Origin of the sequence: Clostridium sp. AF32-12BH (assembly GCF_003477935.1) — a bacterium.
Classification (GTDB): domain Bacteria; phylum Bacillota; class Clostridia; order Lachnospirales; family Lachnospiraceae; genus Brotaphodocola.
In genome coordinates this window covers 78,541-103,100 of sequence record NZ_QUEH01000013.1, presented here as the reverse complement: position 1 = coordinate 103,100, position 24,560 = coordinate 78,541, and the positions used below count along the sequence as shown (strand labels likewise).

The window sequence follows — 24,560 nt, the reverse complement described above, 5'->3', positions numbered from 1 at the left end:
TCCTTATGCTTTCGTACTTTTCACAATGCGATTCAATGCCTGTATGTTACGCACTACACAAAGACCAAATCCCACTACTGCTGCTGCATTGACATAGATCATCGGAATCTGCGCAAGCTTCGATAACGTTCCTTCTGCTGCAGTGTTTGCCAGAAAACCAACTGCACCAACCAAAAGACAGACACTTACCGCAATATTGATCAGATTGCAGACCATCTTCAGGATATTTTGCACAGACTTGCTGTAATGGTCTGAAATCATGGTTACTGCAATATCGCATCCTTTTTTTGCACAAAAAGACATAGACAGAAATGCAATCCATACATAAAAATAAACTGCAAATTCCTGTGGCAGACCAACCGCTTTCGATCCGGTCACATGAAGTACTGCATTTGCAGTTTCAAATAAAACCATTGCGCAGATGAACACTGCAATGACATATTCTTCAAAACAATCCATCCATTTTTTCATTTCTGATGTTCCCCCTATTCATAATTGTTTCTTTATTCCTCATAAATGTATGTTTGAGATAAATACTGTCCTGATCAGAAACCATATCATACATCTTCTCAAATATATCCTCTTCTCCAAAACCGCCAGACTTGGAAATTACCTGAATTCTCTGGTTATGCCACCACATGGCAGATAAGACAGCGCCTTTTCCAATCTCACAGACCGGAACCAGTTCTGTCACCCCGGTCAGGCGCATAAAGCCCATCAGGGTATCTCCACCGGTCATGCACAACGTTCCATTCCAGCCTCGTTCAATCATCCCGGCTGCGATCCAGCCCAGAGTATCTGCAATTCCAAAACGGACCTGACTGCTGTTCAGATTCCTGCGTGCTGCATACTCACGTGCGCTTTCTTTCCCTGTTTCATCTAAGGTATCAATCAAAAAACGCTCACTTAAACAGATTTCCTTATAAATCTGATCCAGAAATTCTTTTCCTGCTTCTGATTCCCGATAAGCCGGATCTAATTTCTGTCCATTTTGCAAACGCCCTGCCCCGAATCCATGTTTTCTCGCATAAACAAGCTGCTTCACGGTAATTTCATTCACACTTCCACACAGGACCAATAGACGATCCGAAAGCTGCATATAATGCGGGTTCCCGCGTTCAAAATCAAGCAAAACTTCGTAGGCTGCAGCAAATCCGGCACAACCTGCGCATACATGATAATTGGTATGTTCCTTTAACCTTCCGGCAATCCGGTACATATCATGATCTGTTTCTGCATCAAACAAAAATACGGTCGGCTCTTTTCGTTCCCAAACTACCTGTTCATAAGAAAAAGTCGGCACCTTTTCCACAGAAATATCATTCTGAATATGTATTACATCGGCTACATCCGATTTGCATACTGGTTCAAAAGGATCCTTTCCAAAAACACTTTCCTGAACCGGAATTCCATCAATGTACTGCACACCCTTTCTGGTTATGCGGTTTAAAGACGGAAGTGCGGGGATGCAGTATGCAGTGTCTTCTTCGTATGCATCCATAACTGCCTTTATCTCTGCTCCAATATTGCCTCTCAGCCCGGAATCTGTTTTCTTATATACATATTCAAATCCTGCTTTTCTTGCATTCACAGCCAAATGATAGACTCTGTTATAAGCCTCCTCTGACGAAAGCGGGCGTGAGTCTGTATTTACTACCAGCAGCTGATATTCTTCTTTCAGATTTTGAAAATCATATTGATAATCCGTCACGATTTTTGCGCGGATCCCCATCTTGGTAAATTGGATTCCGGTATCGAGGGCACCGGTAAAATCATCCGCAATAATCAAGAGTTTATCCATACGGACTACCCCATCTTATTTCGCCTGCTAAGTGCCATTTTAGAACCATATTCTATGGAATTGAGCAAACTCAGTTCATTTGCATCCCCTTTTCCGGCATGGTCAAACGCAGTTCCATGATCTACAGAAACACGGACAATCGGAAGTCCAAGTGTAATATTGATTCCCGCAACCGCATTCCACTGCTGTTTCTCTCTGTCGTATACAAAGCCCTGAACCTTCGTTGGAATATGTCCCTGGTCATGATACATGCATACGACAATATCATACCATCCACCAATTGCCTGGGAAAATACCGTATCCGGCGGGCATGGCCCAATTGCATGAATTCCCTTCGCTTTCGCCTCCGCAATGGCTGGCTCAATCTCTTCGATTTCCTCTCTTCCAAACATTCCATGTTCCCCACAGTGCGGGTTTAAACCAGCTACTGCCACTTTCGGATCCGTGATGCCAAGATCCCGGCAAACTTCATCTGCCATCTCAATCACGTCAAGAATGCGTTCCTTTTTGCAGCGGTCGCAGGCTTCTCTTAAAGAAACATGGGTAGATACATGTGCCACCCGGAAATCATTGTGTGCTAACATCATGCAATATTTCTTTGTCTCAGTATAATCGGCATAGATTTCGGTATGGCCGGAATAATGATGTCCTGCCAGATTGATTGCTTCTTTGCTGATCGCATTGGTGATCGTTCCATCTACTTCATCTGCCATCGCCAGATGAATAGCTTTTACCACATATTGAAATGCCGCTTCTCCCGCTTCCCTGCTGATTTTTCCAAGCTCAATTTCAGACGGATCCGAGATCAGGTGCATATCATAGACATTCATGATACCTTTCTCATAAACAGCGTCCTGAACCTTCTCAATCGTATGGATCTGAATCTTATGTTCCAGTCCGGTACAGGATAATGCCTGCTGCATCATACATGGATCTCCAATGACAATCGGCCTGCACATCGCATAAACACTGTCATGAGCAAATGCCCTTGCCGTAATCTCAGGACCTGATCCTGCCGGATCTCCCGCTGTAATTGCCAGAATCGGTAACTGTGCCATATTGTAGTCCCCCTTTTCCTTTACAAAACCTGAAGATAAATCGAACGAATATCTTCCAGAGTCAGTTCTTTCCGATTGTTTACCAGAAGTCTGGTCTGTTTGCTGCCAGAATCTACCAGGAAATCCAGGTCTTCCTTCTTTACACCAAAACGATACAAATCTGTCGGAATTTCCGTGAATTTTACAATATCTTCAATCTGGCTAATCACATAATCTGCTTTCGCATCCATGCTCTCCACAAATTTAGATGGATTGATCGCATCACAGATTTCCGCTAACTGCAGCGTACATGCTTCTTTGTTCATTTTCATAACATGGGCGAATAAAATCGCATTGGATACGCCATGTGGAATGTGATATTTTCCGCCTAACGGGTAAGACAATGCATGAACTGCTGTAGTTCCGCTTCCGGTAATTGCCACACCGCCATAAAAAGCTCCGAGCATCATATTGCTTTTTGCTTCCATGTTATCCGGATTGCAATATGCCTCTCTGATATTTCCGAAAATCAGTTTTGCACCAGCCAGTGCATAGGTATTACTCAATGGAGTTGCCTTTTTTGAAGTGTAACATTCTACCACATGAGCCAATGCATCGACTCCGGTTGCTGCTACGATCGACTTCGGTAACTTTTTTATGACCTGCGCATCCAGAATGACATAATCCGGGATCATTGCAGTGTTTACAATTCCCTTTTTTACTTCCTCTTCCGGAACTGCTACGATCGCATTGCAGGTTGCTTCCGATCCAGTTCCGCAGGTAGTCGGAATTGCCACGCTCTTCATCTGCTTTCTGCCAAGTGACGGATTTGCCAGAAGATCTTTTACGGAATAGTCAGAACCTTTCAAAATCGAAACCAGCTTTGCTGCATCCATAACGCTTCCGCCGCCGAATGCTACGATCAGATCTCCTTCGCTGTTTTCTGCCTGTCTGCGGATTTTCTCTACATCTTCGTAAGACGGCTCCGGTCTTAGATCACTGAAGATTTCATAAGCTGTTCCATGATCCTTTAAAGGATCCAATAACAGATCCAGCAGTCCGGCTCCAATAATTCCCTGATCGGTAAAAACAAGCACCTTTTTTGCCTGTTCTTTTTCGATAATTTCTTTGATACTTTCCGCAATACTTCCCACTCCCGTATACAGCACGGACGGAATCATCAACTGATGTTTCATCGTTTCCTTTCTCCTCTCGTTCTCTTTGAATGACTTCATCCTACCAAAATTGATTCCGTTCAAACAGAATCTGCATCCTTCATTTTGTTTTATTTTGAAACATATTCATTTTTTCATTGTTTTTTCTCATTTTCTGTTTTAATATGAAACATATCAGATAAACTACAGGAGGTTGTTTATGGAAACCATCCATTTTCTTGTTATTTCTCCGTATCGCGGCATGAACGAATTGATCCATGAAGTTCTTCTCTCTGAAAATCAGGTACAGGCAGACTGTTATATTGCAAACTTAACAGAGGTCGATTCTTTATTAGATAAATTAAATTTATTCAACTACGACGCCATTATTTCCCGTGGCGGTACCGCTACTTATCTAAAAGAACGCACTACACTCCCGGTCTATGACGTTGGACTGTGGAGCCTTGATGCCCTTCGCGCTATCCGTCTTGCCCAGAATTTTCATCAGCCTATGGCTATCGTCGGTTATGAAAACATTACCAGTCATGCCCGCATTTTATGCGAACTTCTCGATTATGATATTCCCATCTATACGATTTGGAGTGAAGACGATGCCACTGCAGCAATGAAACAGATAAGAGAAATGGAAATTTCCGTTGTTGTCTGCGATGTTATCTCACACAATCTTGCACTCTCCATGGGAATGACTCCGGTTCTTGTTACCACTGGCTATGAATCCATACAAAATACCATCCAACAGGCCATTACACTGACGCGAAATGCCCTGCAAAGCCGCCGGGAACTCACACAGCTTACCATGGCATTCCAAAACAGCCCTGTTGGATGTACCATCTTTGACCGTTATGGGAAAAATATCCTCTCAAGCCTTTCCGAATACGATCAAAAGACTCTGCTTCCATTTTTTCAGGAACATTTTGAATCATTATGGGAAAATAAAGATTCCTCTTTGGAATATCATCTCAAAGGCAATATTCTGCAGCTTACCTTGCAAAAAACTACTGTGCGAAATACAACTTACCTTTATGTTTATTCCGTTTTAAAAGAGAAAAAAGAAATTCGGAAAATCGATGCAGTTACAGAAAAAACCGCAGGAAACAATACGATGCTGGACTTTTCCTATTTTAACAGTACCCATAGTTTATCCAGCACCCGGGATCTGATTGAAAAATACAGTCATGTGTCTACCCCCGTTTTGATTTCCGGAGAAAAAGGAACCGGAAAAGACTGGGCAGCTTACAATATTTACAGCAAAAGCAACTACCGAAATGCTTATTTTTACCAGATTGACTGCGCCTATGTTACGGAACGAAACTGGAACTATCTGCTTACCCACCACGATTCACCCCTGGCACACAATGGACACAGCATTTACTTTAAACAGATGGAAACCATCCCTCCGCAAAATTTCAGCCAGCTTCTTTCTTACATTGCAGACACACGCCTGGCTGCCAGAAACCGGCTATACTTTTCTTTTTCAACAAACAACGAAAACCATGATTACAAACCGGTCATTACCGGAATTACCAAGCTGTTTTCCTGCCTGTCTCTGCATCTTCCGCCGCTAAGAGAACGCCCGGATGATATTCCTTATCTTACCACCCTCTACATCAACCGGATGAATGCAGAGCTTGGAAAACAGATCATCGGATTCGACAGCAAAGCCAGTCTGGCATTAAAGCAATTTCCATGGGAAGGAAATCTGCATCAGCTTCAACGAATCATTTACGAATTGATGCTGATTACCACAACGCCCTATATTTCCTACGAGAATACCATGCGCCTGTTGCACCAGGAAACTGCACTTTGGGTATCCACAGAACAATCCGGTTATCAATTCGACTTACATCAGACACTCGATCACATCACCTACGATGTTGTACGTATGGTTCTGAAAGAAGAACATAATAATCAAAGCAAAACGGCACAGCGCCTCGGCATTGGACGAAGCACCTTATGGCGGATCCTGAAATCCCATGCTGAGTCGGCAGAATCTGTCTAATGCAGATACAATCTGAAACAGAAAAAGGAACGAAGGCAATTCCATTCTTCGCGAATTGCTTTCCTCCCTTCTTCATGACATCCTATAAATCTTCGGTCTTGAATGTCGTATACCCTTCATAATAGTAGCTGTGGTCGATTCCTTTCATAAAGACTTCTCCACTGTCCACCTCATCAGTCAATGCCGCTTTCAGCAACACTTTAATTTCGACATCTTTGATCGGGCTGCGTTCCATAGCAAGAAGATAATCTTCCTTATCGACTTTGCTCCAGTCTACGACCTGTCCAATTCCCTGTTTCAGCATCTGGTCAAGCCAGATACGCATACTGCGCCCGTTTCCTTCACGAAACGGATGCGCGATATTCATTTCCACATATTTTTCGATGATTTCATCATAAGTTGACCATGGCATTTTATCAATGTTCGCAAGTGCTGCTTCCAGATACATAAGCGGAGCAAAACGGAAATTTCCTTTTGCCAGATTCACGGTTCGCAGTTTCCCCGCAAACTTATAAATATCTTCAAAAAGGTATTTGTGTATCTCCTTCAATGATGCAAACGTCCCTGCGGGAAGCGTGTCCAGCTTCCCGCTTTCAAACAGCCATACAGCCTTTTTCTTGCTGATTCGTTCCTCTTCACGGGCAAGTTCTGCGGAATCGGTAATACCTAATTTATTTTCCAGAGCCATGCGTTCCTCCAAAATCTGTTTTTTTCATTATATGGGATTTCTTTTGGAAAAGCAAGGTCATGACCTGTTCGCCATTACAACCTATATATACCTGGAAACAATTTCGTTTCCACTCGTTAGAATATCTGCCCCGGCAGTTTCTTCCATACAGATCGCGCCATACCCAAGTTCGGCTGCTTTTTCCAACGAAGCATCCAACAAAATTTTTCCGTAACCTTTGCGTTTCAGTTCTGGTGTAATGCAGATTGGTCCCATGGTCATGATCGGGATGCTGCGCCCGTCATCTGCTGCAATCTCTGCTTTCATAAACATATTCTGACCAATGATTTTTCCGTCCAGTTCCATCACAAGATCCAGTTCCGGAATAAAGGCCGGATCCTTTCTTAACTGATTCAGCACATAATGCTCTAAACATCCCGGTCGGTATACATTCCAGAAACTTTCCCGGACCATGTTTTCTACCTCACGGTATTCTTCCGGTTTTTCCAAACGGATTTTCATAGAATCTTTCATTCTGCTCTCTCCTTTTTCAATTCCCTGTAACACTGTTCCAGGCAGGCATCGGCAAGCGCAGTCACCGCGGCTTTTTCTGACTCTTTTGCGCCGTCATACACCGCATACAAAAGAAACATCGGCGCGTAAAAGGAAGCCGCTTTCTTCTGCGGATCGGCAAAGCCCATACCGTCAAATAAATCTGCCACATACCCCATAGGTCCCGCCGCCAGATACTGCTGGTAGAGTTCTCCCATCCGTTCACTCCGAAACTGCTCCAGCGTCAGCATTTTCCTAAATGACGCGGCAAACGGGTCCTCCGTCCAGTAGCGGAACTGCGCTTTGCTGTATTCCAGCATCTGCTCCAGAGAAGTGCTCTGATACGCCTCTTCCATTTCCTGCACCGTTCCTTCCGGCACATCATAATCGCCTGCCTGCTCTGCGTCCTGTTTTTCCATCCGCGCAACAATGCTGTCAAAAATGTCCTGCTTGTTTTTGTAGTGTTTATACAGTGCGCCCTTTGTCATGCCAAGCTCCCCCGCAATGGTGCTCACGGATACCGCCTCGTAGCCCTCTGCAGCAAACAGGCGGAGGGACGTCTGGAGGATGCGCTCTTTTGTGTCTGTCATAGTGATACTCCTTTTGTAAACGATCGTTTACTTGCATTATAGTGAACAGTCGTTTACTTGTCAAGCCGCATTTCCATCCACTTTCCACTTCTCCACCGGAATACATAAATCGTTCCTCGAAATCCCCAGTCCAGCATAGCCATGGCGATCCAGACACCAAGAGCACCGAGCTGCATGAAAGTTCCCAGAAAATGTGCGCCGCCAAGCCGCATGGTCCACATGGAAAGAATGGAAATGACCATAGGGAAGCGGACATCTCCCGATGCACGAAGCGATGCGGGCAGATCAAATGACAACGGCCACAGGGTTACGGCTCCTGCTGTATGCCATACAAACATCGTGATCATCAACTTTGCTGTTTCCGCAGACAGTTTGTAAATTTTCAAAATACCCGGAAGACTGAGCACCATGACTCCGCACCAGATCCACATCGCCGCATATGCCATTTTCATAAGCTTCCGATTGTAATATCGTGCCTGCTCATAATCCTTCTTTCCGACGCAGCGGGAAATGACTGGTATCATGGCCAGCTGAATGGCATTGCCTGGAATCACCTCCAACGATGCCAGCGTCTGCGTCACTGCATTTGCGGTGATCGCACTGGTTCCAAAGGTAGCGACAAAACCAAGAAGAACAATCTTTCCAAGCTGGAAAATTCCGTTTTCCACTCCGTTTGGAATGCCGAGTCGCAAAATATTTTTTGTAAGATTCCAGTTAAAACGGTGACGCAGGGAACGTTTCAGGCTCAATTCCCGGTTAGGATTTAAAAGCAGCCACACCACGATCCCGACTGCAAGCCAGCGGGAAACCAGCGTAGACAGCGCCGCTCCCTGCGTTCCCATTTTGCAGACGTAGATCAGAAGCGCGTTGCCTACCGCATTGACTGCATTCATGAGCAGGGAAATCTTCATGGTTGTCGCAGAATCGTTCATGGTACGGAAAATGGCAGTACCCGCTTCAAAGATACCAATCGCCGGAATCGAAAAGATTGCCACAAACAGATACCGCTTTGCATGGTAATACACATCCGCATCGATGCTTCCAAATACGTGCGTCAAGATCCATTCGGAAATTGCAAACATCAAAAGCATGATCACCAGGGAGATCACCACGTTCATCCACATCAGCTCATCGGCAGACCGCTTTGCTTCGTCCCGTTTTCCGGCTCCCAGGCGCTGTCCCGCCACAATGGCACCGCCTGCAGCAAGCGCCGCAAAAATATAAATCAGCAGCTGGAACACACTGTCGATCAGGGAAACGCCGGATACCGCTGCTTCTCCAACGCTGGACACCATAATGGAGTCCAGGAGTCCTACGACCAGTTTCAGCGCCAGTTCAATGACAAGCGGGATCACCAGATGGATCAGATCGCGGTTAGAAAAAATCGGGTTTGTTGGTTTTTGTTTCATTACTTCCTTCTCCTCAGTCGTAATCAGAATACGCAAAAAAATGCAGATATTCTTTCGAATACCTACATTTTATTGCGGTCTTATGGAAATGTCTAATGATTCTTTTTATCTGTCGCAAATCTGTTCCAGAATTTCACCAATATCCCCGTTGATACAGATCGCCCTTTTCCGGATTTCTTCCGGTGCATACGCCTGCCCGTAATTCAGACACACATACACTGCGTTTGGATTGCGGTCGGTCATCTGCCAGAACGGATACTTTATGATACCAGGGGTGTTGTAACCGCAGCCTAATTCTAAAAATACAACCTTCATTCCTTCATGACGACGCAGGAATTCACTGTACCATTCCGCTGCCTTATGCCAGCCCTCATCCTCCACAAAAGAATCGTCGCAGCGCAGGTTCATGGTCATAGGTCTGCTGCAATGCGGACAATATGGAACCAGCTCCTCTGGAATTTTCATTTTGGGTTTCATGCCTTCCGGCAATGTCAGACTATGATCTGCTCCGATAATAAAGCCCTGTGCACTCAGCATCTGGCGAAGCAGGGATTCATTGTCACTGTTTTCCTGACAGCATGGTTTGGAGCACTGAAACAGCCCGTAATCTCCCTGCGTGTAGAACAGACGCTTTTTCTCAAACCCGGCTTTCTGGAAGCAATGGTCTACGTTGGTGGTCAGGACAAAGTAATCTTTGTCCTTTACCATCTGGAATAGTTCCTCATAAACCGGCTTTGGTGCATTCTGGTAACGGTTGATCCAGATATAGCGGCTCCAGTAAGCCCAGTGCTCCTCCAATGTCTGATATGGATAAAATCCGCCGGAGTACATATCCGTGAACCCGTATTCTTTCGCAAAATCAGAAAAATACTGCTCAAACCGTTTTCCACTGTATACAAAACCTGCCGAGGTAGAAAGGCCGGCTCCTGCGCCGATCACGATCGCATCTGCCTCTTCTAATACGTCTTTCAAACGCTCAATCTGCCCGGTCTGCGCCGAGCAGTTTTCTGTAGATTTCTTTGTCCATATCTTTGAAAACATTGAATACCACCTTCTTTATCCTGGTTTCTGTTGCTAAAAAGTTTTTAACCGTCTGCACGGCAATTTTCGCAGCCTTTTCATTTGGAAAATGAAACTCTCCGGTCGAAATGCAGCAAAATGCAATGCTCTCCACCCCGGACTCCGCCGCCAGGGTCAGGCAGGACCGGTAACAGCTTTCCAAAAGTTCACAATCCCGCTCTGTCACTGCACCGCGGATGATCGGTCCAACCGTGTGAAGCACATATTTGCATGGCAGATTAAAAGCCGGTGTGATTTTCGCCTGACCAGTTGCCTCCTCATGTCCCTGTTTGTGCATCATATCTGCGCAGTACAAGCGCAGCTGGATTCCGCTGCGGCTGTGGATGATGTTGTCGATGCAGCCATGAAGCGGATAAAAGCAGCCGCACATGCCGCTGTTCGCTGCATTGACGATCGCATCCACCTTCAGAGTGGTGATATCGCCCTGCCAAAGCACCATACGCGGATCTAAAGAAACCGGAGTGAGCCCGGACACATCGATCAGCACCCGCTTACTCTGCTCCTCCTGCAGATACGCATCCTGAATTTTCAAAAATTCCTCTGAGATTTTTTCCGGTTCACGGACATTCATCAGGGCACGGAGCAGATCATCCTGCTCCTTCTTTCCGGAAGGAATCTCCATTCTGCGATACTGCGCCCGCTCATCGCAAAGCGACCGGATCAGATATTGCCGACGCTCACTCTGGTTCATACAATACACCTCATTTCCTGCTGTTGCTTTTTCTAACAATTTCATCCTATCACAATTTCCAGTTTTCATAAAGTGTGCCTGGAACTTTGAAAGCCCCAGGCACTCCATGCATTTTCTATCTCTCTTCCTCTGGTATTCGATTCCGATTCACGCTCACTCTGGAAACGATATTAGAACTCGTAAGGCGGGTTTCCGGAGAAATCTGCGATCAGGCCGTGTGCATTTTCCAGATAGAATACCTCGAAGATCGGGTTTTCCGCAGTCTGGTACTGGCTCTTTACGATCGGATTTGCAATGCACATTTCCTTCACTGCCATGTTGTTCTCAAACACAGCCTTGCCGTGCAGACGGATCCATGCGTACTCCGGGCTGGAAACAGAGATCTCAATCTCCGGATTCTCCTGCATATCTTTGTACACTTCCTTGGTGTTGTTGGTGCAGAACCAGAGTTTTCCATCCATTTCACCGGAAAACATAAACGGGCGACATTTTGCCTTGCCATCACGTCCTACGGTTGCCAGATACTGTACCGGGTTTGCCTGTAAAAATTCTACTACTTTGTTCATGTTCTTATCCTCCATGATAAATTTGATGATTGAGTTGAGTATTTGGTTTTGAAAGGTTTTTCCTTTCGATGACTCTACTATAATGGAAGATTGGAAAATGTGAAAGTACGCACAATATTGTGGTGTAGTTACCGGAAGGAAACTACTTGAAACCCCAAAGCTGCTATATTATAATTAGTTATTATATTAAAATCTGAATTTTTGGAGGAAATCATGCCAGATTTACAGACTACTACAGAGAAAAAAAGCAGCACATGCCTCACGGAGACATCTGCTGCTTCTGCGATCAAAGAACTTCCGACCTGCCCGGTGGAGACTACCCTCATGCTCATCAGCGATAAATGGAAGGTACTCATCCTGCGGGATCTGCTTCCGGGAACCAAACGGTTTGGAGAACTGAAAAAATCAATCGGTCATGTCAGTCAGAAAGTACTGACCGCCCAGCTTCGCCAGATGGAAGAAAGCGGTCTCCTGACCCGCAAGGTCTATGCGGAAGTACCGCCAAGAGTGGAATACACGCTCACACACCTTGGCTATAGCTTAAAGCCGATCATGGATGCCATGTGGACCTGGGGCGAGAATTACCAGCGTTCCCACTAATGTTTACGGAACCCAGTACCGGATGATCTGTACGATCTGCTCCTGCCGTACAGTGATTACGGTACTGTTGCATCCAAATGACAACTCACTATTTGCACCATCTTATCATATCTGCGGATCAAAATCCATATGGATGGCCACCGCACCGATCGGGCAGATCTCATAGCAGATTCCGCAGCCATCGCAAAAACGTAAATCGATCCGGTAATGTCCCTGACGCGGCACCAGTGCATGAAGCGGGCATTTCTGAGCGCATCGCCCGCAGCGGGTACAGGTATCCAAAATATAGTATACTGCTTTTTCCTTATGGGATTCCATTTCGTTTGTCATTTCGCTGCTCCTTCCTGCAATTTCTTTTCCGCATCCATCCATTCCTGCGCGGTATATTCTTCCACCGCTGTCGTTGTCACCCGTTTTATATGTTTTTCCTTCAGTCGCAGATACACAACTTCCCTGAAAACAGTATAACAAACAGATGCAAGCGGAATAAAGATGAGCATCCCCGCAATTCCCATAAGATTTCCGCCGATGGTAACTGCAGAAAGGACCCATATGGACGGAAGTCCAACGGAACCTCCGACCACATGCGGATAGATCAGATTCCCTTCGATCTGCTGAAGCAGCAGAAATACAAGAATAAACAGCATTGCCTGTTTCGGACTTACCATAAAAATCAGAAAACAGCCCACTGCGCATCCGATAAACGCGCCAAAGATTGGGATCAATGCAGTAAAGGCGATCAGGGTTCCGATCAGCAGTGCATAGGGCATTTTCAAAATGCTTAACGTGACGGCAAACATGCTTCCGAGGATCACAGCCTCCAAGCACTGTCCTGTAAGGAAATTGGCAAATGTCCGATAAATCAGGGAACAGATTTTAAGGAGTGCATTTGCTTTCTGTTTAGAAAGAAACGCAAAACATACCTTTCTTATCTGTATGTGCAATTGTTCTTTCTGAAAAAGAATATAGCAGGCAAAGGAAAATGCAATGAAAAAGGTGGCAAGTCCGCTGACGATCGAGCTCACTGCTGACATGGTCGTGCTCATCATATTTCCCGCTCCGCTGCCAAGAATGCTGATTCCCCACTGAATGGCCTGATCTGGCTGAAACTGGATCTGATTTACATAATTCATAATATTCTGGTTGTTATGTGAAAAATCCCGAATCCAGCTTTGCATCTGCGGAATAAAATCGGCAATGCTCATCATCAGTGTTCCCATAGTCCGGGTGAGCTGCGGGATCACACCAAACATCACCAGTACCATGACACTGACAGCCAGTATCATGGTCAGAAGAAGGCTTACCGGTCTGGCAAGCTTTTTGCTTTTTTTCTTTCCGGCTTTGACCTTCCCAAAGATCATCTTTTCCAGAAAGCTCATCGGCACGTTGATGACAAAAGCAATTGCGCCTCCCAGTGCAAAGGGGAATATGATCCCCCATATTGTTTTCAGCACATCGATCACAACTTCAAATTTCCACAGCGCAGCTGCCAGCAGTGCTGTGAAAATGATCAGTTCCCGAATTTTTTTCATAGATAGCTTACTGAAATCCATTATATTTCTCCATTTTTTCCTAATTTCGTGCGAATCCACTTCAGCAACTGAATGATTGGAAGACTGGCAAAGGCATACAGATATACGCAGCCGAGCTGTACCGGATTGAGAGTCTCCACCTGAAATACACGATGAAGGCCGGGAACGGTCAATACTGCGGTGATCAGTACTGCGCCGAGCACAAAGGCTCCCTGCAGCCATGGATTGTTAAAGAACCGATTTGTAAAGATAACCGGATGATCCGACTTGCAGTTAAATCCATGGAACAGGCGTGCCAGACAAAGTGTTCCGAACGCATACGTACTGCCAAGCAGCGCGCCGTCCTGGTGATATCCTGTCAGAAATGCGATCATTGTCATCGCACCGATCACAAAGCCCTCCAGACCGATTTTGCCGAGGAAATCCTTTGTCAATATCGATTCGTCCGCAGATCTTGGTTTCTCATTCATCACATCACTGTCAGAAGACTCCACGCCAAGTGCGATGGCAGGAAGGCTATCCGTCAGAAGATTAATAAATAACAGGTGTACCGGTGCAAACGGAACCGGAAGTCCTGCAACCGATGCATACAGAACTGCTAAAATTGCTCCAAAATTTCCCGACAAAAGAAACTGGATCGCATACTGAATGTTTCGATATAAATTTCGTCCATTTTCTACTGCTTTTACAATGGTTGCAAAATTGTCATCGGTTAGCACCATGGCGGCAGCATCTTTTGCCACCTCGGTCCCGGTGATTCCCATTGCAACACCGATGTCCGCCTGCTTCAATGCCGGGGCATCATTCACACCGTCTCCGGTCATTGCAACGATCATTCCTTTTTCCTGCCATGCGCGGACGATACGGATTTTATGCTCCGGGGAAACCCTTGCATACACAGATATATCCGGGACAAAATCCTTCAGCTCCTCATCACTCATTTTTTCGATATCCGCACCCTCGCAGGCTTCCGATAAATCATGCAGGATTCCAATTCTTTTTGCTATGGCGGCTGCCGTAATTTTATGATCTCCTGTAATCATGACCGGCCGGATTCCTGCTTTGATGCATTCTGCGACGGCAGCCTTTGATTCTTCTCTCGGCGGATCCATCATGGCAATGAGGCCGAGAAATACGAGATGAGCCTCATCCTTTGCTGTTAATACATGCTCCTTTGGAATTTCGCGATAGGTAAATGCCAGTACACGCAGGCCTTCCATTGAAAAATCCCGGTTCTGCTGCTGTATGGTTTCTTTATCTGCTTCTGTAATTTCGCGGATTCCGTCTTTTGTCCAAATCCATTCCGTCAGCTCCAGCAGTCGGTCAACCGCTCCTTTTACGATCATCCGGTTTTCACCGTTTATCCTGTGAAGTGTTGACATCATCTTACGGTCACTGTCAAATGGAAGCTCTCCTTCTCTCGGATGGCGGTTTCGTACGCTTGCAGCCTCGATTCCGTACCGGCTTCCCAAATTGATCAATGCAGTTTCTGTCGGATCCCCGATTTCCACTCCGTTTTCATTCGTCGAATCATTACATAAAATACTGCACTCCAGAAGATAGTTCTGTGCCGGATCTGCTATATCAATTTCTGCTGCCGGGATCCGTTTTCCTTCTACATAGTAATCCTCAACCGTCATTTTATTCTGTGTCAGTGTTCCTGTTTTATCCGAGCAGATGACGGAAACACTTCCAAGGCCTTCCACTGCCTGCAGTTTTCGGATGATCGCATGCTCCTTTGCCATCTTCTGTGTTCCGAAGGAAAGGACAATGGTCACGATCGAGCTTAACGCTTCCGGAATTGCCGCAACCGCCAGTGCTACGGCAAACATGAATGCACTGCTGATCTTTTCACCTCGAAATACGTTGATTGCAAATAAAATCCCGCAGAATACCAGAATCAAAACGGATAATTTCTTTCCAAACTCTTCCAGACTCACCTGTAACGGAGTCTGTTTTTCGAAAGTTGACTTCAAAAGTCCTGCAATCTTTCCAACCTCCGTCTGCATTCCTATGTCCGTTACCACTGCCTTTCCGCGTCCATATGTCACAAAGCTGCCGGAAAAGAGCATATTGGTCCGATCTCCCAGCGGAGCCTCTGCCAAAATAGCCTCCAGGCCCTTTTCGACTGCAAGACTCTCTCCGGTAAGAGCACTCTCATCAACCTTAAGACTTGCATTTTCAATCAGCCTTGCGTCCGCCGGGATCATGTCGCCTGCTTCCACCAGGATCACGTCTCCAACCACCAGCTCTCTCGCCGGAAGCTGGATCGTGGAACCATCGCGCAGTACCTTGGCCTGCGGTCCTGCAAGCTTCTTTAAGCTCTGCAGAGACTGTTCCGCTTTTACGGTCTGCACAGTGCCCAGGATCGCATTGATCGTGATCACGATCAAGATCACAGCCGCGCTTTCCTCATCGCCAAGCATGCCGGATATGATGGCCGATGCAATTAAGATCAGTACCAGAAAATCCTTATACTGTTCCAGAAAAATCTGGGGGATACTTTTCTTTTTCCCCTCTGCAAGTTCATTCCAGCCACACCTTTCCCGGAATTTTCCGGCCTGCTCACTGGTGAGGCCTGTCTCGCTGCTTTCCACACGGTCCAAAACCTCTTTCACCGTTTGCTGATAAAATTCCTTCATCACTTCTGTCTCCTCTGTTTAAGCATTTTTCCACTGTATTTCTTATGCAATGAAGGTTTTTCAATAAAAAAGAGACCTTTATTGCACAATAATAATGCAATAAAAGTCTCACCGTTTCTTTGTGACACCGGATGCTTCCATCGTACTGACGACATCACAAACGCAGATTACCAGCGTAGGTTACTCCCCTTTATTGAGTTCATCATATACCAAAAACCGTGCGGATGTCAAGATGCTTTTTCATAGGTTCCATCCGCCAGCAGCTTCTGATATGCATTGTAGGCATCTTCCAGACTGTCATATTTTTTGCCGGATGTATAAGGGGAAAAGTCTGCAATATGATCCGCAATTGCAACATACGTCTTTCCGTCCTTCTTTCTTGCAGCTGTTGTCGTTTCAGAAATATAAAAACCACCGTCTGCTTTGCTGACTATGACCGGAATTTTTTTTCCTGCCCCAACCTGATTGGTATCCATAGATGTCCAGAACAAATACCGACTGGATGCATATTTCGGACTTCCCATATAGGCCCATGTTCCGGTTCCCAGCAGACTGCTGCTGCCTTCCTTCCGGATTTCCTCATTAACTCTTGTCAGCATATCAGACTTTGGACACTTAGAATCTATTTCAAAATAAGTCTTATTCTGTTTTTTCAGCTCATCCAGTATATCGGTTTTATCGAGTGCTCCATGCAGATCAGCGTTATACGGAAAAGAAACCGGTGTATCATTGCCGCCTGCTCCGCTCCATATTACCTTCATTCCGAAATCCGGAATATATGACAGCGTACATTCTCCGTTCTCAACAGGGATTCCGATCCAGTGCTCCGTGTTACCCTCGTCCCTTGAATGCGTGATCCCGGCAATCGTAACGGGATCATAGGCATTCCAGTTGTCCCGTTTCTGTTTTAATTTCACTGTCCTGGAATAATTTGCTGTATCCTCAGTAATCACAGCTGTCATCACTTCCGAGTAAGCAGAGCGCACATTGGCAAGATCAACCGTCTCACGGCTTTTCTCCAGATGTCCTGAAAAAACAGGCATGGATATCGCAACAAGAACTCCGAGGATCGCAACGACGATCAAAAGCTCCGCAATCGTAAAGCCGTTGTTCCCAGTCTTTTGTTTTTTCATGATTTTACGCTCTCCTTATGCCATTCTTTCGTACCGTTTTATTGTACTGCATTCTTTTTCGTTTTGCAATGATTGAGAATTTCTTCCCGCGCTTAAGAGACATGCTTCTGTTACCAGAAGCGTTCCCTCTCCGTCACTGTGGACGGAACCGCCCTCCAGCACAAACACCTTCCCGCATCATATACCGGATAACCAAGAGCATCACAGACAGCCTCTGCCACGGCATTATCTTTTTCCCAGTCTGCATAAAGGCCGTCCACGTCACCTCCCTGGGCATATGAAATCCATCTGATGCCGGAAGTGTTTTCAAGCGTTCCGGCAGAATGGTTTTATATGTCCATCACCTCGGTCACGAGATATCCGGCATTTAAGGCAATGGCTTCGCCCGGTTCCAGGTACACCTCCACTCCGTACGTGTCCCTGATATGTCGAACACAGCGGATCAGCAGTTCCAGTTCTTCTACGTTGTCCGCGTCCACCCCGGCGGTTGTGATCACGGTATCCGTGGATGATACTTCTTTGACGCAAAGCCGAACAGCCAGTAGCCGGACGGGCAGGTCGGAATATGTGCCTGATAACAGCTGCCGTAAAACTCCTTGGTAAAAAGCCCTTCCGTATCCTAAAAGACTCTCTTTACAGGATACGGAGGGAGTTGCATTTCTATGCGTTTCATTTCTGTGCACCGGATGAACCGATCAGTACCTTCTTTCCTTCAAACGCAAAGCCATAGCTGCGGATTTTATCTTCAGAAAATCCTGCTGCCTTTAATTTGGCATCATAGCGTTTCTCGCGAATCTGACGAAGCGCCGCCTGCACGGTATCGGCAAGCGTCTGTTCCTCCTCCGGATCATGCACCTTAAACTCGATCAGAATCGCGTCTTCCGCTTTTTGCAGTGGCGTCATCATAATATCGTAACGCCCATATCCGCTTTCTCCATTCGACTCAATCCGATACCGTCCGCGCAGTTCCACCAAAAGTTCGAGCACGAAACCATGATAAAACCGCTCCGGCTGCGTTTTTTCAGATGGATGCTTTCCGGTATCAAAAAAGCTGAATGTCATAAGTGCAATGTCATTCATATAGGCATTCATCTCTTTGGTATTCCCAGACAAAAGCGCCTGAATAAAGCCATTATAGCTGGATAAGGACCGACCAAACCATCCCTTGAACATGGCCGCAAACATTCCATAAGTTTCCTGGTTGGTGATTTTTAAGAAATACCATGGCTCCAGAAAATCCCCCCGGTATTCGATGCTGTCTGCTTTCAGATAACCACCTGCCAGCAAAAGGCTCCAGATCGCACGTTCATCCTGGTCCAGCTGATCATAAACAATCTGTTCATCAAAGGTCACTGAAATTTCCCTGCCACTGATCAGCTGCTCCATCTTCTGTTTTACATCGGCAGAGGATGTCTGGATCAGACGGTTTACCAGGGCATTGGAACTGGTTGCTGCCCAATACGGACGAAACTGCTTTTTGTCCAGATAATTGGTAATCGACCACGGATTATAAATGTCACGGCAATGTCCGAAAATAAAACCATCATACCATTTTTTCACTTGCTTCTGCTGATCCGATAACCCATACGTTTCCAGTGCCTCAAACACTTCTTTTTCCGTAAAACCAAAGCAATCCGCATACTCTTCGGATGTCGTTGTCACCACGTTCAGATTGTTTAGATCTGAAAAGACCGATTCTTTTGAAATTCTGGTAATGCCGGTCATGACTGCCCGTTCCAGATATGGATTGGTCTTGAATACTGCATTGAACAGACTGCGGATGTAGGAAACAAAACCATCCCAATACCCTTTCAGCCAGGCTTCCTGCAGCGGTGTATCGTATTCATCCAGCAGGACGATCACCTTTTTTTCGTAAAAACGATTCAAATAACAGCACAGATCATTTAATGCAGAAGAAGCCCTTGCATCTTCCATTTCCATGGTGACCTGTTCATAAGCCTGTTTTTCATTTTCACTCAGGGTCGTTTTCTGAAGCAGAAAACGGTTCTCTTCATATTTTTTTGCGATCAGCGCATTAATCTGCTTTTTCGCATCGGACAGATTATCTGCCTTTACCGAAGCAAAACTCAAAAACAGGACTGGATACGTTCCCTGCAACTGCCGGTACGTCTCATACTTCCAGATATCCAAGCCCTCAAACAGATCCGCACGGTCTGCATAATGATTGGAGAAAAAGCAATGTAACATGCTCATATTCAAAGTTTTTCCAAACCGGCGCGGACGTGTGATCAGCGTAATCTCATCTCCAGATTCCCACCATTCCCGGATCAGCTTTGTTTTATCCACAAAAAAGTAATCATGTTCACGCAACGATGCGAAATCCTGTTTTCCGATGCTGATTACCCTGGTCATACTTTCACCTGCTTTCTGTCTTTGTCACCAAGTTGTGCAGCTGCCTGATATAAAACAATGACACGAATCTTACTTACGAGTCTAGCATATTTCCTTCGGCGTGGCAACCTGACGAATTTTCTAATTTAAGAACTCCCAGTCTGTAAACGCTCAGCTACTCATGTTCCATATACCCAAACATCTCGGAGAACTCTTCCAAAAATGTTTCCTTCAGCATAAACCGGTCGATCATGCCATTGTTCAAATACCATTCAAAATCTGCCCCGTTCTGGTCTGCGATCAGGATCAGACGGGTTTCCGGATTAATGCGCCGGATGGCTTCGCACAGTTCAATTCCATTCATAACCGGAAGGCTGTATTCTGCAATGATCAGATTATAGGCTGACGGATTTTTCTGGATCCGGTCAATCACCACAGCCGGATGCCCATAGATCTCTATCGTCTTCTGACTCCTTGCAAATGTCTTTTTCCATGTTTTCATCGATTCATCCTGGGACACAATGGCAATTCTGGATACCTGCTGCAGGCGTTTGCGGCTGTCTTTTTCTTCTTCTGAACGGCTCTGCGGAATCTCCAGCACAAACGTCGTTCCCTCATCGGCCTTACTCTCTACCCGGATGTTTCCACCTACGGATGTCACCATATTCTGCACGACCGATAACCCAAGGCCGGTACCCTGTCTGGATCCTTTCGTCGTATAAAATGGTTCGAAAATCTTCTGCATGGCATCGTCTTTGATGCCACAGCCACTATCCGCCACCTCTAAAATAAGCATATCCGGATTTTTTGCCATCAGCCGGATCACAAGCTCCTTTTTTTCAGATTTTTCCATCGCCTGAAACGCATTTTTGCAGAGATTCATCAAAATATGCTCTGCCATTTTCTTACGTCCAAGAACATACAGCGGTTCTTTGGTAATTTCCGTTTTTAAGGTGATGGCTGACGGTGTCAGCTGCTTTACGATTGTTACTGCATCCTGTACTTCTTTGCTGAAATCAATCAGTTCCAGCCGGACTCCCGTGTCCTGTCTGGAAAAAGCCAGAAGCTCTTTGGAAAGGTTTGAGGCCTTATCCACAGCCGCTGTGATTTCATGGATCATCTCCTGGTTTTCCGCTGAAATGGAGGTGTCATTTTCTAAAAGCTCCGCATAAATGAGTACCGGTGTCAGGTAATTATTAAACTCATGTGCAATGTGGCTTGCCATCATGCCAAGCGACTGTACGCGCTGATAATGCCGTATTTCATTGTTTTTCTGTGCCAGCATCTCCATGCCCTGATTGATTTCTTTCAGATAAGTAATCTCCTTTTGCTGGTTCTGGGCAAGAAAATGGTTGCGGAGCAGCACAACCGTCGCTATAATCAGGAACAATACATACAATGCCACAATCCCAGTCAGCATCACCATCATACTGTCCAGTGGGCCAGAGAGTTCCTTTACCGGAATCGTGGAATTTACAATCCAGCGCTCTCCCTGGACCAAAATAGATTGAAACGCGACAACCCTTCGGACTTTCGGTAATTCCGGGTCATCCCAGACATAAGTATCGACCACGCCGGTGCCAAAATCCTGTTTTGCCTGCAAGGAAAGCCATGCATTCATACTGCTCATATCCAGTTCCGGATACTTCTGGATCCGGTCATCAAAGGCCTCCAGTCCGATCTGGTCTTTGGCGTGATGCATGATGATATACATATTCTGGTCTTTCACACTGGAATACCCAGCTTTTCCGATCTTTACCGGTGCCACGATTTTCTGGTATAAACTTTCCAGGTTCATGGCAAACGTAAGGAGAAGCATTCCATCTGACCGTGAAATTTCTTTTTCCACATAAAGTTCATACCAGCCGGTTTCATCTGAGATTTTCTTCCCAGAGATCCAGGCCTTTTCCTCATGAAGCATTCCGGTTTTCTCTTCGGTTTTCTTCTCTTTCCTGTTTTCCGTTCCGCTTTCCTTTGACAGTTCAGAATGTTTCTGGATTTTCACTGCGTTCTTTTCCGTTTCTCCAGCTTTATAAAAAGTCACTGTTTCACCTGGTGCAGTGATTGAAATCCAGTTATAGAGCATCTGATTTTCCTGTAAAAAGTATTCAGTCTGACGTTCCAGCTGTTCTGTCTCTGCTCTGGAAATTGCTGCACTTTCTGTATTTTCTGCCGCCTCCGCATTTCCTGTTGTTTCTGGATTCGCCACCTCCACATTTTCTACATTCCCTGCTGCTTCTGCATTTGCCGTATCATCTGCACTCCACCCTTCCTGCCCTGCATAATACAGATCGATCTGATGCAGCTGCTGTTCCAGATAGGTGTTCAGATTGTTTCCGATAATTCCAGCAATCGTGAGCAGCTGACTTTCTTCTGTCTCGATAACCTGTTTCCGATACTGATGATAAAAACGAAATCCGGCCAGTATCATGACCAGCGAAAGCAGCAGAATAATGCCAAACGCAGACAGCTCTGTTTTACACTTTTGAACCGTTTTCTGAATGCCGTTCCAGATTTTTTTCATCCGCTTCGTCTCCCTCAATTTTCAGGCTTTACACGCTTAACATATACCCGATTCCGCGTACTGTCTTCAAGTATTGCGGCTGTTTGGGATCATCCTCAATCTTATTGCGGATCCGCTTCACATAAACCGTAATGGTATTGTCATCCACAACTGCCTCATTCCAGACCTGGGTATACAGCTGTTCCTTGGTAAACACCTGTCCCGGATGTTCCATCAGAAACCGGAATAAGGTCAGCTCCCGCGCCGTAAAATTGAGCGGCTCCCCGTTCTTTAAACATTCCATTTTCAGAGTGTCTACCGTAAATGGGCCTTTCCGGATGCCAAGATCCGATGTTCCCTGACTGTAAACCTTGCTTCGCCGGATCAGGGCTTTCGCTGTCTGAATCAGCACTGCTGTGTGAAATGGTTTGGTCAGATAACTGTCCGCGCCAAAGCCAAGTCCCAGAACCTGGTCCATCTCGTCCGATTTTCCAGACAGCATCATGACCGGTGTATGATCCCCGGCCGCACGCATCGCCTGCAGCACTTCATAGCCGCCTACCTGTTCCATCATGACATCCAAAATGACAAGCTGGAACTGCTGCTTTTTCAAAAGTTCCAGTGCCTCACTGCCATCCGAAGTCTCCGTCACCTGCATTCCCTCGCGGCTTAAGGCAGTCCGCACGGCAAGGCGGATCGCACGCTCATCATCCACCAGTAAAATTTTATCCGCATCCATAAAAAATGCCTCCCGTTTTCCTCTTCTGTTTTCGATTATACCATAACCTATAGCAATATTGTTAACGTAATAGGACCGTGAAAGTTGCCTTCGGCAATTTTCACGGTCCATCGTTTTTTTATGAAATTATTATACCGTCACAATCCCCAGAATAACTCCGAATGCCAGCATCAGAAGGCTTACTAGGTAATACGGCGGGATACTGAACTTCATATGGTCTTTCAGTTCCGTTCCGGTCAGGCCGATTGCCAGGTAGGTAGCCGGTACAAGCGGGCTTACCATCAAAGCCAGATTCTTACCGATCAGCATCGTCAGCGCAGTATTTAAAGAAGCAACACCGTAGGTCTCCCCTACCTGCATAACCAGCGGCATAATACCGTAGAAGTATGCGTCGGTTCCCACACACAGACCAAGCGGAAGGGCAAGGATACCAAAAATGATATGAATGTACTTGCCAAGTGCAGCCGGAATGATTGCCATGATAGCGCTTGCCATTGCCTCTAACATACCGGTTCCGTCAAATACACCAACCATGGCACCTGCTGCAAATAAGGTCGCAGAGATGATCAGTGCAGCCGGAGCGTGCTTCTTGATCAGCTTATCCTGCAGCTTCTGGTTCGGATAGTTCACAGCCAGAAGGATACACAGACCCAGCATGAAAATAACATAAGACTTACCGATACCGGTTGATAACAGTGCGATCACGCCTGCAGTCAAAAGGAAGTTGAAGATCAGATATTTGTTGGACTTTCTTAAATCCTCTGCTTCTTTCTTCTCTTTTGCATCCTCTTCAATCTCTTCTCCCTTGCCAAGTCCGGCCCCATGTTTGATTGCAAACATACCGAGCACAACAGCCAGAAGAATATTCATAACAAGTCCTACGATCTGAAGCGGGATCAACATGTGCCATAATTCGGTTGCGTCCATTTCCAGCACGGTTGCCGCTCTTGCAGTCGGACCGCCCCACGGAAGCAGGTTCATAACACCCATGCAGGCACCAGTCAGGCACAGAAGAATGCGCGGGTCAATCTTCATCTTTTTGTAAACCGGATACATCGCCGGAATGGTGATAAGAACGGTAACTGCAGTGGTTCCGTCAAGATGTGCGATGGTTGCGATCACTGCGGTTACAACGGTTACTGCAATGACGTTATTTCCGGCTTTCTTTACCAGCCAGCCTACGATCACATCAAAGAGTCCGGTGTCCGCCAGAACACCAAAATAAATAACCGAAAAGATAAATAAAATACCATTGCTGGTGGTCGTTTTAATGCCATCGGCAATGAAATCCATGATCTCTACCGGGGAAAACCGGAGAATCAGGGCTGCAATGGCCGGAACCACTGCCAGTACCACGATCGGTGACATTTTGCCCTTTAAAAGCAATGCCACGATCGCAATGATCATCAGAAAACCAATAACTGCTGCCATAGTCATGTCCCTCCCAAATTTTAACAAAGTTCTTACTGAGTTCTATTCTACCGACAGCAGT

At 45.9% G+C, this 24,560-nt stretch carries 23 protein-coding genes and 1 pseudogene; 2 read left to right on the top strand and 22 right to left on the bottom strand.

Annotation, left to right across the window (positions count from 1 at the left end; genetic code table 11):
• Positions 1-3 precede the first annotated feature (3 nt).
• From DWZ40_RS13545 to DWZ40_RS13530, 4 genes are read right to left on the bottom strand one after another with little or no spacing between them, the layout of a single operon-like run.
• A complete protein-coding gene (locus DWZ40_RS13545; RefSeq protein WP_118543535.1) occupies positions 4-471 on the bottom strand; it encodes a TRAP transporter small permease subunit in 468 nt (155 codons plus the stop codon).
• Positions 446-1,801 carry a four-carbon acid sugar kinase family protein gene (locus DWZ40_RS13540; protein WP_118543534.1) on the bottom strand — a complete coding sequence of 452 codons (1,356 nt, stop codon included), beginning with the start codon at positions 1,799-1,801 and terminating at the stop codon, positions 446-448. The genes DWZ40_RS13545 and DWZ40_RS13540 overlap by 26 nt, the downstream gene beginning before the upstream one ends.
• A gap of 5 nt (positions 1,802-1,806) precedes the next feature.
• The gene (gene pdxA, locus DWZ40_RS13535) at positions 1,807-2,859 is read right to left on the bottom strand and encodes a 4-hydroxythreonine-4-phosphate dehydrogenase PdxA (protein WP_118543533.1); all 1,053 of its coding nucleotides are present in this window, start codon (positions 2,857-2,859) and stop codon (positions 1,807-1,809) included.
• 20 nt (positions 2,860-2,879) lie between these two features.
• Complete coding sequence (locus DWZ40_RS13530) at positions 2,880-4,034, bottom strand: iron-containing alcohol dehydrogenase (RefSeq protein WP_118543532.1); 1,155 nt, start codon at positions 4,032-4,034, stop codon at positions 2,880-2,882.
• Positions 4,035-4,212: 178 nt separating this feature from the next.
• On the opposite strand from DWZ40_RS13530, the gene DWZ40_RS13525 reads away from it, so the two are divergent.
• On the top strand, positions 4,213-6,012 hold the full coding sequence (locus DWZ40_RS13525) for a sigma-54-dependent transcriptional regulator (RefSeq protein WP_118543531.1): 1,800 nt from the start codon (positions 4,213-4,215) through the stop codon (positions 6,010-6,012).
• Between the two features lie 82 nt (positions 6,013-6,094).
• On the opposite strand, the gene DWZ40_RS13520 is transcribed toward DWZ40_RS13525, so the two are convergent.
• The 7 genes from DWZ40_RS13520 to DWZ40_RS13490 form a co-directional block, all read right to left on the bottom strand.
• Positions 6,095-6,700 carry a Fic family protein gene (locus DWZ40_RS13520; RefSeq protein WP_118543530.1) on the bottom strand — a complete coding sequence of 202 codons (606 nt, stop codon included), beginning with the start codon at positions 6,698-6,700 and terminating at the stop codon, positions 6,095-6,097.
• 81 nt (positions 6,701-6,781) lie between these two features.
• Positions 6,782-7,213: an N-acetyltransferase gene (locus tag DWZ40_RS13515; RefSeq protein WP_347560091.1), complete on the bottom strand. Its 432-nt coding sequence runs from the start codon at positions 7,211-7,213 to the stop codon at positions 6,782-6,784.
• Complete coding sequence (locus DWZ40_RS13510) at positions 7,210-7,821, bottom strand: TetR family transcriptional regulator (RefSeq protein ID WP_118543529.1); 612 nt, start codon at positions 7,819-7,821, stop codon at positions 7,210-7,212. The genes DWZ40_RS13515 and DWZ40_RS13510 overlap by 4 nt, the downstream gene beginning before the upstream one ends.
• A 53-nt stretch (positions 7,822-7,874) precedes the next feature.
• Complete coding sequence (locus DWZ40_RS13505; protein ID WP_118543528.1) at positions 7,875-9,230, bottom strand: MATE family efflux transporter; 1,356 nt, start codon at positions 9,228-9,230, stop codon at positions 7,875-7,877.
• 105 nt (positions 9,231-9,335) lie between these two features.
• A complete protein-coding gene (locus tag DWZ40_RS13500) occupies positions 9,336-10,271 on the bottom strand; it encodes a Sir2 silent information regulator family NAD-dependent deacetylase (RefSeq protein WP_118543527.1) in 936 nt (311 codons plus the stop codon).
• Complete coding sequence (locus DWZ40_RS13495; RefSeq protein WP_347560090.1) at positions 10,207-11,046, bottom strand: protein-ADP-ribose hydrolase; 840 nt, start codon at positions 11,044-11,046, stop codon at positions 10,207-10,209. Before DWZ40_RS13495 ends, DWZ40_RS13500 begins: the two co-directional genes overlap by 65 nt.
• A 125-nt stretch (positions 11,047-11,171) precedes the next feature.
• The gene (locus tag DWZ40_RS13490; protein ID WP_118543526.1) at positions 11,172-11,567 is read right to left on the bottom strand and encodes a pyridoxamine 5'-phosphate oxidase family protein; all 396 of its coding nucleotides are present in this window, start codon (positions 11,565-11,567) and stop codon (positions 11,172-11,174) included.
• Positions 11,568-11,891: 324 nt separating this feature from the next.
• Here DWZ40_RS13490 and DWZ40_RS13485 point away from each other — a divergent pair, with 324 nt between their 5' ends.
• A complete protein-coding gene (locus tag DWZ40_RS13485; protein ID WP_118543554.1) occupies positions 11,892-12,167 on the top strand; it encodes a helix-turn-helix domain-containing protein in 276 nt (91 codons plus the stop codon).
• A 105-nt stretch (positions 12,168-12,272) separates the two neighbouring features.
• Here the strand turns inward: DWZ40_RS13485 and DWZ40_RS13480 are convergent, their stop codons facing one another.
• From DWZ40_RS13480 to DWZ40_RS13435, 11 genes and pseudogenes are all read right to left on the bottom strand, one after another.
• Entirely contained in the window at positions 12,273-12,497 is a 225-nt protein-coding gene (locus DWZ40_RS13480; RefSeq protein ID WP_182431748.1) for a 4Fe-4S binding protein, read from the bottom strand.
• Positions 12,494-13,699, bottom strand: coding sequence for an AI-2E family transporter (locus DWZ40_RS13475; protein WP_118543553.1), 1,206 nt, complete (start codon positions 13,697-13,699; stop codon positions 12,494-12,496). The genes DWZ40_RS13480 and DWZ40_RS13475 overlap by 4 nt, the downstream gene beginning before the upstream one ends.
• 20 nt (positions 13,700-13,719) lie before the next feature.
• Entirely contained in the window at positions 13,720-16,341 is a 2,622-nt protein-coding gene (locus DWZ40_RS13470; protein ID WP_118543524.1) for a cation-translocating P-type ATPase, read from the bottom strand.
• A 227-nt stretch (positions 16,342-16,568) separates the two neighbouring features.
• On the bottom strand, positions 16,569-17,474 hold the full coding sequence (locus DWZ40_RS13465; RefSeq protein WP_118543523.1) for a prepilin-type N-terminal cleavage/methylation domain-containing protein: 906 nt from the start codon (positions 17,472-17,474) through the stop codon (positions 16,569-16,571).
• A gap of 15 nt (positions 17,475-17,489) precedes the next feature.
• On the bottom strand, positions 17,490-17,636 hold the full coding sequence (locus DWZ40_RS20460; RefSeq protein ID WP_347560089.1) for an agmatine deiminase family protein: 147 nt from the start codon (positions 17,634-17,636) through the stop codon (positions 17,490-17,492).
• Entirely contained in the window at positions 17,585-17,734 is a 150-nt protein-coding gene (locus DWZ40_RS13460) for a hypothetical protein (RefSeq protein ID WP_347560092.1), read from the bottom strand. The genes DWZ40_RS20460 and DWZ40_RS13460 overlap by 52 nt, the downstream gene beginning before the upstream one ends.
• Positions 17,735-17,806: 72 nt before the next feature.
• Positions 17,807-17,929, bottom strand: a pseudogene (locus tag DWZ40_RS13455) (carboxynorspermidine decarboxylase); the annotation flags it as partial.
• A gap of 214 nt (positions 17,930-18,143) precedes the next feature.
• The gene (locus tag DWZ40_RS13450) at positions 18,144-19,847 is read right to left on the bottom strand and encodes an AAA family ATPase (protein ID WP_118543522.1); all 1,704 of its coding nucleotides are present in this window, start codon (positions 19,845-19,847) and stop codon (positions 18,144-18,146) included.
• Positions 19,848-20,001: 154 nt separating this feature from the next.
• A complete protein-coding gene (locus tag DWZ40_RS13445; RefSeq protein ID WP_118543521.1) occupies positions 20,002-22,350 on the bottom strand; it encodes an ATP-binding protein in 2,349 nt (782 codons plus the stop codon).
• Positions 22,351-22,378: 28 nt separating this feature from the next.
• On the bottom strand, positions 22,379-23,068 hold the full coding sequence (locus tag DWZ40_RS13440) for a response regulator transcription factor (RefSeq protein ID WP_118543520.1): 690 nt from the start codon (positions 23,066-23,068) through the stop codon (positions 22,379-22,381).
• 129 nt (positions 23,069-23,197) lie between these two features.
• On the bottom strand, positions 23,198-24,499 hold the full coding sequence (locus DWZ40_RS13435) for a citrate:proton symporter (RefSeq protein ID WP_118543519.1): 1,302 nt from the start codon (positions 24,497-24,499) through the stop codon (positions 23,198-23,200).
• Between the last annotated feature and the right edge of the window lie 61 nt (positions 24,500-24,560).

What these genes read in the sequence shown, in the direction of transcription:
- DWZ40_RS13545 (WP_118543535.1), bottom strand. Translation starts at nt 471, where the DNA reads ATGAAAAAATGGATGGATTGTTTTGAAGAATATGTCATTGCAGTGTTC.
- DWZ40_RS13540 (WP_118543534.1), bottom strand. Translation starts at nt 1,801, where the DNA reads ATGGATAAACTCTTGATTATTGCGGATGATTTTACCGGTGCCCTCGAT.
- pdxA (WP_118543533.1), bottom strand. Translation starts at nt 2,859, where the DNA reads ATGGCACAGTTACCGATTCTGGCAATTACAGCGGGAGATCCGGCAGGA.
- DWZ40_RS13530 (WP_118543532.1), bottom strand. Translation starts at nt 4,034, where the DNA reads ATGAAACATCAGTTGATGATTCCGTCCGTGCTGTATACGGGAGTGGGA.
- DWZ40_RS13525 (WP_118543531.1), top strand. Translation starts at nt 4,213, where the DNA reads ATGGAAACCATCCATTTTCTTGTTATTTCTCCGTATCGCGGCATGAAC.
- DWZ40_RS13520 (WP_118543530.1), bottom strand. Translation starts at nt 6,700, where the DNA reads ATGGCTCTGGAAAATAAATTAGGTATTACCGATTCCGCAGAACTTGCC.
- DWZ40_RS13515 (WP_347560091.1), bottom strand. Translation starts at nt 7,213, where the DNA reads ATGAAAGATTCTATGAAAATCCGTTTGGAAAAACCGGAAGAATACCGT.
- DWZ40_RS13510 (WP_118543529.1), bottom strand. Translation starts at nt 7,821, where the DNA reads ATGACAGACACAAAAGAGCGCATCCTCCAGACGTCCCTCCGCCTGTTT.
- DWZ40_RS13505 (WP_118543528.1), bottom strand. Translation starts at nt 9,230, where the DNA reads ATGAAACAAAAACCAACAAACCCGATTTTTTCTAACCGCGATCTGATC.
- DWZ40_RS13500 (WP_118543527.1), bottom strand. Translation starts at nt 10,271, where the DNA reads ATGTTTTCAAAGATATGGACAAAGAAATCTACAGAAAACTGCTCGGCG.
- DWZ40_RS13495 (WP_347560090.1), bottom strand. Translation starts at nt 11,046, where the DNA reads ATGAAATTGTTAGAAAAAGCAACAGCAGGAAATGAGGTGTATTGTATG.
- DWZ40_RS13490 (WP_118543526.1), bottom strand. Translation starts at nt 11,567, where the DNA reads ATGAACAAAGTAGTAGAATTTTTACAGGCAAACCCGGTACAGTATCTG.
- DWZ40_RS13485 (WP_118543554.1), top strand. Translation starts at nt 11,892, where the DNA reads ATGCTCATCAGCGATAAATGGAAGGTACTCATCCTGCGGGATCTGCTT.
- DWZ40_RS13480 (WP_182431748.1), bottom strand. Translation starts at nt 12,497, where the DNA reads ATGACAAACGAAATGGAATCCCATAAGGAAAAAGCAGTATACTATATT.
- DWZ40_RS13475 (WP_118543553.1), bottom strand. Translation starts at nt 13,699, where the DNA reads ATGAAAAAAATTCGGGAACTGATCATTTTCACAGCACTGCTGGCAGCT.
- DWZ40_RS13470 (WP_118543524.1), bottom strand. Translation starts at nt 16,341, where the DNA reads ATGAAGGAATTTTATCAGCAAACGGTGAAAGAGGTTTTGGACCGTGTG.
- DWZ40_RS13465 (WP_118543523.1), bottom strand. Translation starts at nt 17,474, where the DNA reads ATGAAAAAACAAAAGACTGGGAACAACGGCTTTACGATTGCGGAGCTT.
- DWZ40_RS13450 (WP_118543522.1), bottom strand. Translation starts at nt 19,847, where the DNA reads ATGACCAGGGTAATCAGCATCGGAAAACAGGATTTCGCATCGTTGCGT.
- DWZ40_RS13445 (WP_118543521.1), bottom strand. Translation starts at nt 22,350, where the DNA reads ATGAAAAAAATCTGGAACGGCATTCAGAAAACGGTTCAAAAGTGTAAA.
- DWZ40_RS13440 (WP_118543520.1), bottom strand. Translation starts at nt 23,068, where the DNA reads ATGGATGCGGATAAAATTTTACTGGTGGATGATGAGCGTGCGATCCGC.
- DWZ40_RS13435 (WP_118543519.1), bottom strand. Translation starts at nt 24,499, where the DNA reads ATGGCAGCAGTTATTGGTTTTCTGATGATCATTGCGATCGTGGCATTG.